11 protein-coding genes are annotated in these 14,504 nt (G+C 60.8%); 9 read left to right on the top strand and 2 right to left on the bottom strand.

Annotated elements, in window-relative coordinates; genetic code table 11:
* Positions 1-857 (bottom strand): homogentisate 1,2-dioxygenase (locus JNL55_RS28385; RefSeq protein WP_293862637.1); only part of this gene is annotated, 857 nt, incomplete at its 3' end.
* Positions 858-877: 20 nt separating this feature from the next.
* Entirely contained in the window at positions 878-1,939 is a 1,062-nt protein-coding gene (gene hppD / locus JNL55_RS28380) for a 4-hydroxyphenylpyruvate dioxygenase (protein ID WP_293862635.1), read from the bottom strand.
* A 95-nt stretch (positions 1,940-2,034) separates the two neighbouring features.
* Here hppD and JNL55_RS28375 point away from each other — a divergent pair, with 95 nt between their 5' ends.
* From JNL55_RS28375 to JNL55_RS28335, 9 genes are all read left to right on the top strand, one after another.
* Positions 2,035-2,535, top strand: coding sequence for a MarR family winged helix-turn-helix transcriptional regulator (locus JNL55_RS28375; RefSeq protein WP_293862633.1), 501 nt, complete (start codon positions 2,035-2,037; stop codon positions 2,533-2,535).
* Between the two features lie 63 nt (positions 2,536-2,598).
* A complete protein-coding gene (gene pdhA, locus JNL55_RS28370; protein WP_293862631.1) occupies positions 2,599-3,684 on the top strand; it encodes a pyruvate dehydrogenase (acetyl-transferring) E1 component subunit alpha in 1,086 nt (361 codons plus the stop codon).
* A gap of 8 nt (positions 3,685-3,692) precedes the next feature.
* Entirely contained in the window at positions 3,693-4,670 is a 978-nt protein-coding gene (locus tag JNL55_RS28365; RefSeq protein WP_293862629.1) for an alpha-ketoacid dehydrogenase subunit beta, read from the top strand.
* 10 nt (positions 4,671-4,680) lie between these two features.
* Complete coding sequence (locus tag JNL55_RS28360; RefSeq protein WP_293862627.1) at positions 4,681-5,868, top strand: dihydrolipoamide acetyltransferase family protein; 1,188 nt, start codon at positions 4,681-4,683, stop codon at positions 5,866-5,868.
* 134 nt (positions 5,869-6,002) lie between these two features.
* Positions 6,003-10,835: an NAD-glutamate dehydrogenase gene (locus tag JNL55_RS28355; RefSeq protein ID WP_293862625.1), complete on the top strand. Its 4,833-nt coding sequence runs from the start codon at positions 6,003-6,005 to the stop codon at positions 10,833-10,835.
* Positions 10,836-11,098: 263 nt separating this feature from the next.
* The gene (gpmA, locus tag JNL55_RS28350) at positions 11,099-11,854 is read left to right on the top strand and encodes a 2,3-diphosphoglycerate-dependent phosphoglycerate mutase (protein ID WP_293862623.1); all 756 of its coding nucleotides are present in this window, start codon (positions 11,099-11,101) and stop codon (positions 11,852-11,854) included.
* A gap of 520 nt (positions 11,855-12,374) precedes the next feature.
* Positions 12,375-12,740, top strand: a complete 366-nt coding sequence (locus tag JNL55_RS28345) for a hypothetical protein (RefSeq protein ID WP_293862621.1) — start codon at positions 12,375-12,377, stop codon at positions 12,738-12,740.
* 39 nt (positions 12,741-12,779) lie between these two features.
* Positions 12,780-14,213 (top strand): undecaprenyl-phosphate glucose phosphotransferase, encoded by a 1,434-nt coding sequence (locus tag JNL55_RS28340; RefSeq protein ID WP_293862619.1) that lies wholly within the window; start codon positions 12,780-12,782, stop codon positions 14,211-14,213.
* Positions 14,203-14,504, top strand: a 302-nt coding sequence (locus JNL55_RS28335; RefSeq protein WP_293862617.1) for a polysaccharide biosynthesis/export family protein, incomplete at its 3' end; no start/stop codon positions are given. The genes JNL55_RS28340 and JNL55_RS28335, both read left to right, overlap by 11 nt.

Genomic DNA, 14,504 nt, shown 5'->3' with positions numbered 1-14,504 from the left:
AAGAACGGCACTTTCAACGCACCGGGATCGGTCTCGAACGGTCGCGGCACGAACGTGCAAACCACGAACCGATTGGCGACGAACGTGGTGTGTGCCGACGGCGGCAAGTGATAGCGATGACTCACCAGCGGTCGAATGTCTTTGACATTGATCCGCACCACCGACAGGTCGCCGTGCCAGCCGGTCGCGTCCAGCGGATTGAATGGATAGGTGACCCGCGAAATGGCGTTGTTCCGTAAGACGCGCACCTGCCAGTGACGATCGTCGCTTTGTTGAGCGACGAACGCGGCGTCCATCTGCGGCACATCCAGCATGGCCGGATCGAAGATGGCATGCGCACCCAACAAGCCCTTGTCCGGCAGCGAGTAGCTGGAGTTGGTAGCTTCGATGAGCAGCGCGAACAGCGGCTCCGTCAGTTCGATACGCCACATGGTGCCGCGAGGAATCACGACGTAGTCGCCGGCGGCCAAGGTGAGATGACCGTAGTCACAATGAAACTCACCGGCGCCCCGATGCACGAACAGTAATTCGTCGCCGTCGGCGTTGCGCGCCAAGTGATCCATGGACTGGTCGGCGCTCCACACGCGCACGCGAACATTCGAGTTACGCAGGATCTCCGCCGCTTGCCACGGCGACGTTTGCCCACTGCCGATCTTGGTCAGATCGAACGCATGCGGCCGCAACGGACCTTCGAAGTCCACCCAACCGGTGGGCGGATGACGATGATGAAAAAACGCGGCCGGGCCGAAGAAGCCTTCCTTGCTGATTTCGCGTTCGTAGGTGCCCTCCGGCAGGTCGGCATGCGCCTGCCGCGAGGCCGTGCCCTCGACGTGCGATGGGGTGATTGGCCGCTTCATTGCGAACCTCGCTTCAGTGGTTAAATCACGCCGCGACGCATTTGATCCAGCTCGATGGATTCGAACAAGGCCTTGAAGTTGCCTTCGCCGAAGCCGTCGTTGCCCTTGCGCTGAATGATTTCGAAAAAGATCGGGCCGATCACGTTCTGGGTGAAGATCTGTAACAGCAGGCCTTCGCCCTTGTCCGGATTGCCGTCGAGCAGGATGCGACGCTTGCTCAGCTCCGCCAGATTCTCGCCGTGGCCGGTAACGCGAGCGTCCACACCTTCGTAGTAGGTGTCCGGCGTGTCCTGGAACTGCACCCCCTGCTCACGCAACACGTCGACGGTGCGCTGGATGTCCGCAGTGCCAAGTGCGATATGCTGAATGCCTTCGCCTTTATACTCGCGCAGGTACTCTTCGATCTGCGACTTGTCGTCCTGGGATTCGTTGATGGGAATGCGGATCTTGCCGCACGGGCTGGTCATGGCACGGCTGAACAAGCCGGTCTTCTTGCCCTCGATGTCGAAGTAACGAATTTCGCGGAAGTTGAACAGCTTCTCGTAGAAGCCGGCCCACTTGTCCATGTTGCCGCGAGCCACGTTGTGCGTCAGATGATCGATATACGTCAGCCCCGCCGAGCGCTTCAGCGCATGGCCGGCCACCGGCACGAAGTCGACGTCATAGATGTTGCGATCGCCGTAACGGTCGACCAGATAAATCAGGCTGCCGCCGATGCCTTCGATGGCCGGAATGCTCAGCTCCATCGGACCGACGCGAGTTTCCACCGGCTTGGCACCGAGTTCGACACAGCGCTTGAAAGCGTACGCTGCGTCCTGGACGCGAAATGCCATGGCACAGGCCGACGGGCCGTGTTCGCGCGCGAAACGCTGACCGAAACTGTCCGGCTCGGCATTGATGATGAAATTGATGTCGCCCTGGCGATGCAAAGTGACATTCTTGCTGCGATGTCGGGCGCTGACGGGAAAACCCAGCCGCTCGAACAAGGTACGCAACAACTCCGGATCTTCGGCGGTGTATTCGACGAACTCGAAGCCATCGGTGCCGAGTGGATTATGACTTTCGCGGGCCGCAGTACTCATGACATGCCTCTGGGAACCTGGGAACCGTCGGGGGAACTAATGGTTACAATTGAAACTATATCTTTGGCACCCGTCAAGGGGAGTGATCGCAAGCCATGACCGCGCCTAAAGAAAAAGTTGTCGCCGTGGACTCGCCGGAGGCCCCGTTGCACCTCGATCGCTTCATTCCCTACCGGCTGTCGGTGCTGTCCAACACCATCAGCATGCTGATTGCCGGTGCCTATGAACGGGAGTTCGGGCTGAGCATTCCGCAATGGCGGATCATGGCGGTGCTGGCCCGTTACCCCGATCTGTCGGCGGTAGACGTGGCAGAACGTACCGCCATGGATAAAGTTGCCGTGAGCCGAGCGCTACAAGGTCTGCTCGGTTCGAAGCGAGTGCTACGCGCCTATGACAAGGGCGACCGGCGTCGCTCCATCCTCCGCTTGTCCGCCGCTGGACAGGCGGTGTACACGCGGGTCGCACCGATGGCCCTGCGCTACGAAGCAGAGCTGGTCAGCGTCTTGAACCCCACCGACCAACGCACGCTCGACCGCCTGCTGACGCGACTGATGGAGCAAGCGACGTCCATGCAAGCAAGCCGCGATATTGAGTAGGGGTTCGCTTATAATTCGCGCCGCTTGCATGACTGCCTGTTGCGGTCGAAGGAGCGGCGACGAGTGAGAACAGTGGCGGAGTTCCGGATCGAGTATCTGCGGCAAGTGAGCCCGCAGGGCCGAGCGCTGGAGGAGCTGCCGGCGTTCGCTGCCGATAACGACGAATTGCTGAAGCTGTTCGCCGCCATGCTGCGAGCACGCACCTTCGACACCAAAGCCGTCAATCTGCAACGCACCGGCAAGCTGGGCACCTACCCTTCCTGCCTCGGCCAGGAAGCCGCGCACATCGGCGTCGGCGCGGCCATGCGTCCCGAAGACTCGTTGGCCATCGTTTATCGCGAAATCGGCACCCTGTTCTGGCGCGGCGTGAGCATGACCGAAGTGCTGCTGTACTGGGGTGGAGATGAACGCGGCAACAACTTCGCCGTGCCTCGCCACGATTTCCCCTGGTGTGTGCCCATCGCCACCCAGACGCTGCACGCGGCCGGCGCCGCGATGGCGTTCAAGATTCGCAAGGAACCCCGCTGCGCAGTGGCGTACATCGGCGACGGCGGCACCTCCGAAGGCAGCTTCTACGAAGCGATGAACCTGGCCGGCGCGCGCCAGTTGCCCATCGTGTTCGTGGTGGTCAACAACAAGTGGGCCATCTCGGTCCCCATCGAACAGCAAACCGCCTGCGAGACCCTGGCGCAAAAAGCCATCGCCGCCGGCATTCCCGGCGTGCAAGTCGACGGTAACGACGTGATCGCGGTTCGCGATTGCATGTCGAAGGCGCTGGACAAGGCGCGCACCGGCGGCGGCCCGACCGTGGTCGAAGCCATCTCGTATCGCTTGAGCGATCACACCACCGCCGACGATGCCAGCCGCTATCGCGACGAAGCCGAAGTGACCGAAGCCTGGAAGGTCGAGCCGATGATTCGCTTGCGCAAGCTGCTGGAATCCCGCGGCGTGCTCGATGAAGCGCGCGAGCAGGCCATGAAGGCGCAGTTCACTCGCGAGGTCGACGCTGCCGTTCAGGAATACCTGAACACGCCGCGCCAGAGCACCGACGCCATGTTCGACTACCTGTACGCCAATCCGCCGGCGTACCTGGAAGAGCAAAAGGAACTCGCGCGTCGTTACGCCGGCACCGGCCGGCCTTCGCACTGACCGCCCGCATGCCCAAAGTCACAATGGTCGAAGCCATCGCGATGGCGCAGGCGTGGGAATTGGCGAATGACGCCAACGTGGTCGTGCTCGGCGAGGACGTCGGCAAGAGCGGCGGCGTGTTTCGCGCCACGTCCGGCCTGTTCGAACGCTTCGGCGCGGACCGAGTCCAAGACACGCCACTGGCTGAAAACATGATTGCCGGCATGTGCGTCGGCATGGCCGCGCAAGGCATGCGACCGGTGGCCGAGATTCAGTTCATGGGTTTTCTGTATCCGGCCATCGATCAGATCGTCAATCACATGAGCCGGCTGCGTCATCGCACTCGGGGCCGCCTGTCTTGTCCGGTAGTGATCCGCACACCGCACGGTGGCGGCATTCATGCGCCCGAACATCATTCCGAGTCGGTCGAATCCATGATTGCGCACGTGCCTGGCATTCGCGTGGTCTGTCCTTCATCGCCGGCTCGCGCCTACGGTTTGCTGTTGGCGTCGATTCGCGATCCCGATCCGGTGTTGTTCCTGGAACCGACGCGCATTTATCGACTGGCCAAGCAAGAAGTGGCCGATGACGGCGTGGCCGCGCCGCTCGACGTTTGTTACATCCTTCGCGAAGGCGACGACGTGACCCTCGTAACTTGGGGCGCAATGACCGTCGAAGTGATGCAAGCCGCCGAGCAACTCGCGACACAAGGCGTCTCCGCCGAAGTGATCGACCTGGCCACCGTCAGCCCGATCGATTCAGAAACCATTCTGGATTCGGTGGCCAAGACCGGTCGCCTGGTGATCGTGCACGAAGCCGCACGTAACTGCGGCGTCGGCGCCGAGATCGCCGCCATCGTGGCTGAGCACGGTCTGTACGACCTGGTCGCCCCCATTCAACGCGTCACCGGTTTCGACACCGTGGTGCCGCTGTATCGGCTCGAGAACGACTATATTCCCAGCGTGGCGCGCATCGTCGATGCCGTGCAAACGACTCTGGCCGGTTAGGAAGAAGATCATGAGCGTTACCTTCAACCTCCCGGATCTCGGCGAAGGCTTGCCCGAAGCGGACATCGTGTCGTGGCACGTGCAAGAGGGCCAGCGCGTCGAAGTCGATCAGCCGTTGGTGTCGGTGGAGACCGCGAAGGCCGTGGTCGACGTGCCCAGCCCGTACTCGGGCAACGTGGTTCGCTTGCATGCCAAGGCCGGCGATACGGTGCAGACCGGCAAGCCGCTGGTCGATTTCGATTTGCCATCGCAAGCCGCAGCCACTGCCAGCTCAGCCGCACCTGCTCCGGCAGCCGCCAATCAGGGCATGGTCGTCGGCCACATGGCCACGCGTAACGAAGAGCTGGTCGATAAAGCCATCATCGGTCGCAGTCGTCGTGCAGTTCGAGATCGTGATCGTGTCCGCGCGGCTCCGGCCGTTCGCATGTTGGCCAAACGACTGAACGTCGACTTGTCCGCCTGCCAGGCCACCGGTCGCCACGGCTTGATCAGCGTCGATGACGTGCTCGCTCGTGCGAACTTGAGCAAATCTCAGCAACGCACGCCCGCAGTTACCGGCCTCACCGATGCCGACAAGCTGCGCGGTCCGCGCAAAGCCATGGCTCAGAGCATGTCGCTGTCTCGCGATGAGATCGCTCTGTGCACAATTTTCGACGATGCCGACATCGAGTCTTGGCAGAATCGCGGCGACATCACCATTCGTCTGATTCGCGCCATCACCGCCGGCGTCAAAGCCGAGCCCGCGCTGAACGCACTGTTCGACCCTGCAAGTACGTCACGGAAATTGATGGATCAGATTCACCTGGCCATGGCCGTGGATACCGCCGATGGTTTGATCGTGCCGGTGTTGCGAGATGTCACTGCGCAATCGGCAGCTCAGTTGAGAACTCAGCTGAATGACATCAAGCAACGCGCGCGCGCCCGTACCATCACTGCAGAAGAAATGCGTGACTACACCATCACACTTTCCAACTTCGGTACGGTCGCCGGTCGCTATGGAACACCGTTGGTTGTGCCGCCAACAGTCGCCATCCTGGGCGCCGGTAAGTTACAACGAGACGTGGTGGCCGGTGCCACTGCGCCGGAAATACACGTTCGTCTGCCGTTGTCATTGAGCTTCGATCACCGTTGTGTGACGGGCGCCGAAGCATTGCGTTTTCTCGCTGCTGTAATCGCCGATTTACAGCTTTCGAGCTAACTACAAGAAACCTCCACAGCTCGCCGTTATTCCTTTTTGGTGCATCCGGCGCCACGGGCGTCTATTACTCTATGCACCATTATGGACAGCGTTATGGACCGTGCTCGCGCACCTCACTCATTTAAATCGGCATCATGACAACAACCATTCCCGCCGCCCGTCAAAAATTGATCGAGCGAATCGCGCTTGCCGCCCGCGCACAGAAGCGCCGCGGCGATCCGCTGGATGTGCAGGAGTACGTACGCCAGTACTACCGCGGCGTCGGCGAAGAAGATCTTGCTGAATTCAAGAGCGAGACGCTCGCTGCCTCGGCACTCGCACATCTGCGTAGCGCAGTTGTACGTAAGCCGAATCGTCCTTTGGTGCGTGTATTCAATACAGATGAAGCGCGCGACGGCTGGAGCTCCACCCACACCATCGTCGAAGTCACCACCGAAGACATGCCGTTCCTGGTCGATTCGCTGGGCATGGTGCTGACTCAGGCCGGCCTGACCATTCATATGATGGTTCACCCGGTACTGCCAGTGCATCGTGACCGCGCCGGCAAGCTGGAAACGCTCTCGACCGATGGCGCCACCAAGAAATCCACTCAGGAATCCTGGCAACACATCGAAATCGATCGCATCGGCGCGCCCGAGCGCTTGCAGGAGCTGGAACAAAAACTGTTACGCACGCTCGACGATGTGCGTCTCGCGGTCGGCGACTGGAATGAAATGCGTCAGCGCGCCACCGAGCTGGCCAACGAGATCGAGCGCGACAATCCAGGCGTGCAGCCCAACGAAGCGCGCGAAGCCAAAGCGCTGCTCGACTGGATGGCGGCCAATCACTTCACCTTCCTGGGCTACCGCCAATATCAATTGAAGCGGGGCCGTAGCGAAGATCTGCTGGTGCCGATGCCGGAAACCGGTCTGGGCATTCTGCGCACTCGCAAAGGTTATAAAGCCGAACCGACCGCGCTCACTGGGGAACTGCGCGACCGCGCTCGTCAGCCCGAGCTGCTGATGATCACCAAAGCGAATTCGGTGTCGACGGTTCATCGCGCCACTTATCTCGACTATGTGGGCGTGAAGACAGTCGACGCGCAAGGCCGCGTCACCGGCGAAAAGCGTTTCCTCGGCTTGTTCACATCGGCGGTGTACAACCGCAGCCCGCGTGAAATTCCGATGCTCCGGCACAAGATCGAACGCGCCGTCGCCCACTTCGGCCTCGATCCCGCCAGCCATGACGGCAAGGCCGTCGTGCACGTGCTGGACACCTATCCACGCGATGAGTTGTTTCAGGCCAGCGTCACCGATTTGATTCGCACCGTCCGTGGCATCGTCAACTTGTACGAACGCCAGCGAGTGCGCGTGTTCCTGCGTCGGGACACCTTCGGCCGTTTCTATTCCGCACTGATCTTCGTGCCGCGTGACCGTTACAACACGCAGGTCCGCCAGAAGATGGAAGCGGTGATCAATGCCAAGCTGAACGCCACCGCCATCGAATCGCAGATTCAATTGTCCGAGTCGGCACTGGCCCGCGTGCACATGATCATTCGTCTGCCGGCTGACGGCGGACCGCGCATCGATGCCGAAGAGCTGGAGCAGTTGCTGGCCGAGACCGTGCGCACGTGGAGCGACAGGCTGCGCGATGTGTTGACCGATAAGTACGGCGAACTCGACGGCCGACTGCAGACCGAAAAGTATCGCAACGCCTTCCCGGCCGCCTATGAAGAAGACACGAGCGCGGAAGTCGCGCTCGAAGACATCCGTCAGCTCGACGAAGTCGTCGCCGACACGGACAAGATCGCCATGCGCCTGGCCAGCGGCGAAGGCAAGACGGTGCATTTGCGCCTGTTCCGTGCCGCCTCGCCGATCGCGTTGTCGCAAGCGTTGCCCATCCTGGAAAACATGGGCTTCATGATCGTCAGCGAGCGACCGTATCGCATCGCTGTGCCGGGTGGCCGAGCCATCTGGTTGCAGGACTTCGAGATGCAACGTCGCGATGGCGGTACCATCAATCCGGCCACGCTGGGCCAACGCTTCACCGATACGTTCACCGCGGTCTGGAACGGCCGCGCCGAGAACGACGGTTTCAATCAACTGATCGTGGTCACCGAGCTGAACTGGCGTCAGGCCAGTGTGCTGCGTGCTTACGGCCGTTACGCCATCCAAACCGGCGCCAGCTTCAGCCAGTCGTACATGGAACAGGTGTTGATCTCCAACGCCAACATCGCCTCCATCCTGTCGCAGTTGTTCGAAGCGCAGTTCGATCCGGCCGGCAAGTCGACCAAGCGCAGCGGCGCGGTCGATGGCCTGAAACAGAAATTGACCGATCTGCTGGACTCGGTGCGCAGCCTCGACGAAGACCGCATCCTGCGTCGCTTCGCGCACGCCATTCAGGCGACGCTGCGTACCAACTACTTCCAAACCGAAGCCGCCGGCACGCCCAAGCAATGGCTGTCGTTCAAGCTCGACTCGCGCAGCATTCCGGAAGTGCCGCAGCCGCGCCCGGCCTTCGAGATTTTCGTTTACTCACCGCGCGTCGAAGGCGTGCATCTGCGCATGGGCCAGGTGGCTCGCGGCGGCATTCGCTGGTCGGATCGTCGCGAAGACTTCCGCACCGAAGTGCTGGGCCTGATGAAGGCGCAGAACGTCAAGAACACACTGATCGTGCCGGTCGGCGCCAAGGGCGGCTTCGTGCCCAAGCGCATGCCCGCCGGTGCCAGCCGCGAAGACGTGCAACGCGAAGGCGTCGAGTGCTATCGCACCTTCATCTCGGCATTGCTCGACATCACCGACAACATCGTCGACGGCAAGCTCACGCCGCCGCCGCAAGTGGTTCGTCGCGATGGCGACGATCCGTACCTGGTCGTGGCGGCAGATAAAGGCACCGCGACGTTCTCCGATATCGCCAATCGCCTGGCCGCCGACTACAACTTCTGGCTCGGCGACGCGTTCGCCTCCGGCGGCTCGGCCGGTTACGACCACAAGAAGATGGGCATCACTGCTCGCGGCGGTTGGGAGTGCGTGAAGCGTCATTTCCGCGAAATGAGCATCGACACCCAGACGCAGGACTTCACCGCAGTCGGCATCGGCGACATGGCAGGCGACGTGTTCGGCAACGGCATGCTCCAGTCGCCGCACATCCGGCTGCTGGCGGCGTTCAATCATCAACACATCTTCCTCGACCCGGAGCCGGATGCGGCCGCCTCTTATAAAGAGCGTGAGCGCATGTTCAATCTGCCGCGCTCCAGCTGGGAGGACTACAACCGCAAAGTGATCTCCAAGGGCGGCGGCGTATTCGCGCGTAACGTCAAGTCGATCAAGGTCTCGCCGCAAGTGCAGACCATGCTCGGCATCAAGCGCGACACGTTCACGCCCATCGAGTTGATCCGCGCCATCCTGTGCATGCCGGTGGATCTGCTGTGGAACGGCGGCATCGGCACCTATGTGAAGGCCACCGACGAAACTCACATCGACGTGGGCGATCGCGCCAACGACGCCGTGCGCGTCAACGGCCGCGAGCTTCGCTGCAAAGTGGTGGGCGAAGGCGGCAACCTGGGTCTGTCGCAACGAGGCCGCGTCGAATATGCGTTGGCCGGCGGTCGTCTCAATACGGACTTCGTCGACAACTCCGGTGGCGTCGATTGCTCGGACCACGAAGTCAATATCAAGATCCTGCTCAACAACCTGCCCAAGCGCGCCGGCCTCACGCTGGACAAGCGCAATCAGCTGTTGGTGGACATGACCGACGAGGTCGGCCACCTGGTCCTGCGCGACAACTATTTGCAGAGCCAGGCGCTGTCCATGCTGGAAGCACGCGCCAGCAAGGATCTGCTGGAACATGCGCATTCCATCCGCCGCCTTGAAGTCTCCGGGTTGCTGGATCGCGGGCTGGAGTTCCTGCCGGCCAGCGAAGAAATCACTGAGCGGCATCAGGCCGGCAAGGGTCTGACTCGGCCGGAGCTGGCCATCGTGCTGGCCTACGCCAAGATGGCGCTGTACTCCAAGATCATCGATTCGGACGTGCCGGAAGATCCGTACCTGGGCCATGAGCTGCAACGTTACTTCCCGGCCCTGATGCAGAAACGTTTCAACAAGTATCTGTCGGAACATCGGTTGCGCCGGGAGATCATCGCCACCGCGACCACCAACAGCATCGTCAATCGCATGGGCCCGACGTTCGCGCGTCGCGTTCAGGAAGACACTGGCGCCAACGCCAGCACCATTGCACGCGCCTATGCCATCGCGCGCGAAGTGGTCGCCATGCGCGATACCTGGGCCGACATCGAAGCACTCGACACCAAGATCTCGGCGGCAGTTCAGTACGAGATGATGTTCGAGACCACTCGGTTACTGCGCTTCTGCACCTATTGGTTGATCCATCGCCAGAGCGGTCAGCTCGACATCGAACGTCAGGTGTCACGCTTCCGTAGCGGCATGAAGGAGCTCGACGGTTTGTTGCCTCGAGTATTGAGCGGCGATGACCTCGCAGTGTTCAACGGCCGGCAGAGCCGTTACTCCTCGGCCTCGGTGCCGGACAAGTTGGCCCGTCGTATGGCCAGCCTGGCAGCGCTGCGTTCCGGACCGGACCTGGTGGAGATCAGCGAACAGACCGGTTTGCCGTTGGAACGAGCGGCCGCGCTGTACTTCGGCGTGGGCACTGCCTTGTCGCTGGACTGGATTCGCGAGCAAGTCGAAGTGCTCGGCGTCGAAGGTCATTGGCAGGCCGTGGCTCGCACCACCTTGCGAGACAACGTCTATAACTTGCAGCGAGCCCTGAGCCTGCAAGTGATCACCGAGTCCAAGCGCTCCAGCAAGGATGGCAAGGCCGCGCCGGCCGAAGTCCTGGAGAGCTGGATTGCCCGTCATCGCGCTGCTGTCGATTACTTGCGACAAACTGTAACCGACATGCGAGCTCTGCCAGCGATGGACTTCGCAACGCTGTCGGTCGCGCTCCAGGCCGTGCGCCGAATGACGGAGTGAGCGAAAGAAAATGTCGGCGCGTCAATGCGCCGTCGCCGTTCAGCGAATCAAGGCCAGCGACGTTCCAGTGACGGAATCGCTAACAACTGCCGGAGAAATTAACAATCCGGCAGCCTGTTAACGCCTTAAAACGCCGAAAAGTGTGGCGAACTGGCGACAGCTATTGCTGCTCGCCAGGACAGACTGAATGAACCAGGCGACAGCCTGCGAGTTAGGGGCGATGTCTGCTATAAAGTCGCCCTTCATCCACCCTGACTTTAGTTATGCCCGGCCAACTCGTACTTCTGCGCCACGGACAAAGCACCTGGAATCTCGAAAACCTGTTCACCGGCTGGGTGGACGTCGACCTGACCGAACAGGGTCGTAACGAAGCGCGCGCCGCCGGGCGCTTGCTGAAGCAAGAGGGCTTCGAGTTTCAACAGGTGTTCACATCGGTGTTGAAGCGCGCCATCCGCACGATGTGGCTGGCATTGGATGAAATGGATCGGATGTGGCTGCCGGTGGAGAGCAGCTGGCTGCTGAACGAGCGGCATTACGGCGCTCTGCAGGGATTGAACAAGGCCGAGACAGTCGAGAAGTACGGTGCCGAACAAGTGAAGGTATGGCGCCGTAGTTATGACATTCCGCCGCCGGCGTTGACGTTGGACGATGAACGTCACCCCCGTTTCGACCGGCGCTACAGCTACCTCAAACCCGAGGAGCTGCCCACCACCGAATCGTTGAAGACCACACTCGATCGAGTGCTGCCGTACTGGAACAACCGCCTCGCTCCGGAGTTGAAGGCCGGACGAGATGTATTGGTCGTCGCACACGGCAATAGTTTGCGTGCACTTGTAAAGATGCTCGACGGAATGACGAATGAGGAAATCGTCGAGTTCAACATTCCCACCGGCGTGCCCATTCACTACCGGTTGGACAGTGCTCTCAAGCCAACTTCACGGCGCTTCCTGGGCGACGCTGAAGCCATCAAAGCCGCAGCAGAAGCGGTCGCGCGACAGACAGAAAAGAAGAACGGTTAGCCCAGTTTTTTTGTCGAAGGCGGGATCGGTTGAATCTGCGTTGTCGCCAATGGCGAACAGCGCAGCGGCAGATGGCGGCTCTGGTAGTAAAGCAACAGATGTTTGGTGAGGCTGTTGAACTGTCAGCAGCGATGCAACGAGTGGCGATTTAACACTTGAAATATGCGTCCCAGATTGATGCATAGCTGCATCGGAACTGTTCGATGGTGAAGCGTGTCTTCTGAGCGTGACGTTTGAATGTTGTACTTGCGCAGCAATCGAGATTGGTCTAATTAACCTTAATAGGTTTTGTTTGATGCATTTCGGTGCGCGTTGTGATGTTTCGCCGTTCAGCGACGGCAAAAATTACATTGGAATAGAACTTGCTTCGTAGAGTTTGTCTCAGATAGCAAGTCGATGGGGCGAGGCTTCGAGCTTCGCGAGTTTTTGATTGCGAGCCGTTGGGGACGGGGGCGCAACGCACACACGAGATCATGCAAAGGTGCCGGTCCGAGTGTGCGTCATTGAGTAGGAGTGATGCATGCGTCTGATCAGTCTCGCGTTGGCTTTAGTGGCCATGAGTTTCAGCTGGGCCGCGGTGGCGAATCCAGCAATCAATAGCAGTGTGAGTGGCTCTATTGCCGGCACGGTGGGTGCGGCAGTGGGCGGCACTGTGGGAACAACCGCTGCGACCCAAATGGTCGCCGGTCAACAGGTGCGTATCGATGCCGGCGCCCTGGGTGGCAGCCTGGTCAACAACGATTCGGCAGCTCGATCGTCCGCCTCCGGCATGGAAGATTCGATGTCGCGCGGTTGGCTGATGGCGTTGGTCACCGTGTTGTTGATCGGCCATCAACTGCGTCGCAAGCATCGCTTTCTGCGCCCGCAGCGCTTCAGCGATCTGTAATTCGCTGCGAAGCTGCGTCCGCACGGAGCGGGAGGTGTGATGCTCAACCAACGTCAACCCTTGAGGTCGTACGACCGGTCGGCCGGTGTCAGCGCGTCGGAACCGACGTCGCTGTTCATCCTGAAGTCGCTGCTGTATCCGGTCATGCCGGTGATCACGCTCGGCTTCTGCATGCTGATCTGGAAAGAAAGCCTGCTGCAAGGGCCGTACTTCTTGATGGCCGTGCTGGCCTTCTTCGGCGCAGCCGACGTGCTCGATGCTTTGCCGATGGCACCGCCGCGGCATCGTTCGATGGCCGTCGCCTCCTTGCTGGACATCATCTTCCGCTGGAGCCTGGTGATCGCGTTCATCTGGGCACTGCTGGAAATCGCCGGCATCGCCAGCCAGTTGCGCTGGGAAGTGCTGGTCAGCTGGGCCATCGCCACCCCGTTGGTGTTGTGGGTGGGCCGGCTGTACGCGCCCCATTTATTCGTCCGTGCCAGCAACAGCGGCGCGCCTCGTAAGGTCGTGATCGCCGGTGCCAACCGGCTCGGCGCCAAGCTGGTCCGCAACCTGGAAGAGTCGCCGTGGCTGAACATGGAAGTGGTCGGCTACTTCGACGACCGCGACTCGGGCCGGCTCCCCGAAGAGTGCGCCCACCGGGTGCTGGGCAAGCTGACCTGGATGCGGGACTACATCGCCCGCAACTCCATCGACGTGGTGTACATAACGCTGCCGATGACGCGCCACCCGCGCATCACCGAGCTGCTGCAATCGTTGAAGGACTCGACCGCCTCGGTCTATTTCGTGCCGGACCTGACCATGTGCGACCTGGTCCAGCCGCGTTTCGACCTGGTTAACGGCGTGCCGGTGGTGGCGGTTTGCGAATCGCCCTTCTACGGCGGCCGGGGCATCGCCAAACGACTCAGCGATATTGCGATCTCGGCCGTGGCCATCGCCTTGCTGTCGCCGGTAATGTTGGCGGTCTCGGCGGCCATTCGCCTGACCTCCAAGGGTCCGGTGGTATTCCGTCAAAAGCGCTATGGCTTGGACGGCAAGGAGATCGTGGTCTACAAGTTCCGCTCCATGACCGTTACCGAAGACGGCAACAAGAGTTATACCCAGGTCACGCGCAACGATGCGCGGGTGACTTCAGTCGGAGCCTTCATTCGCGCCACTTCGCTCGATGAACTGCCGCAGCTGTTCAACGTTCTGGAAGGAACGATGAGCATCGTCGGCCCGCGCCCGCATGCGGTCGCGGTCAACGAGCAATATCGGCGACTGATTCCCGGCTACATGCTCAGACATAAGGTGAAGCCGGGCATTACCGGCTGGGCGCAGGTCAACGGCTTCCGTGGCGGCGACGACATCGGTTCGATGCGGGCTCGTATCGAACACGATCTGGAATATCTCCAGCATTGGTCGCTGACGCTCGACCTGATGATTATCCTTAAGACAGCTATGGTGGTTTGGAACGACAGACATGCTTATTAGTGCGATGGCACGCCGTTATGTCTCATTGTTGAGTACGGTGCTGCTGGTGATCTGCTCGATGCTGGGCAGTGACGCGATGGCGGCGGATTCGGACTATCGTTTGGGACCGGGAGACCTGTTACGGGTCGCGGTATTCGGCTCGCCGGAGTTGTCCGGGGAAGTGCGGGTCAGCGAGTCGGGCAACATCACCTATCCGCTGATCGGGCAGGTGCCGGTGGCCGGCAAGTCCCCGGCGCAGGTCGAAGCACAGCTGGTCAGTGCCTTCACCGACGGCGGCTACTTGAAGCAGGC

Origin of the sequence: Steroidobacter sp. (assembly GCF_016790065.1) — a bacterium.
Taxonomy (GTDB): domain Bacteria; phylum Pseudomonadota; class Gammaproteobacteria; order Steroidobacterales; family Steroidobacteraceae; genus Steroidobacter.
The sequence above is the reverse complement of the archived record's forward strand: the minus strand, read 5'-3'. Positions and strand labels throughout refer to the sequence as shown.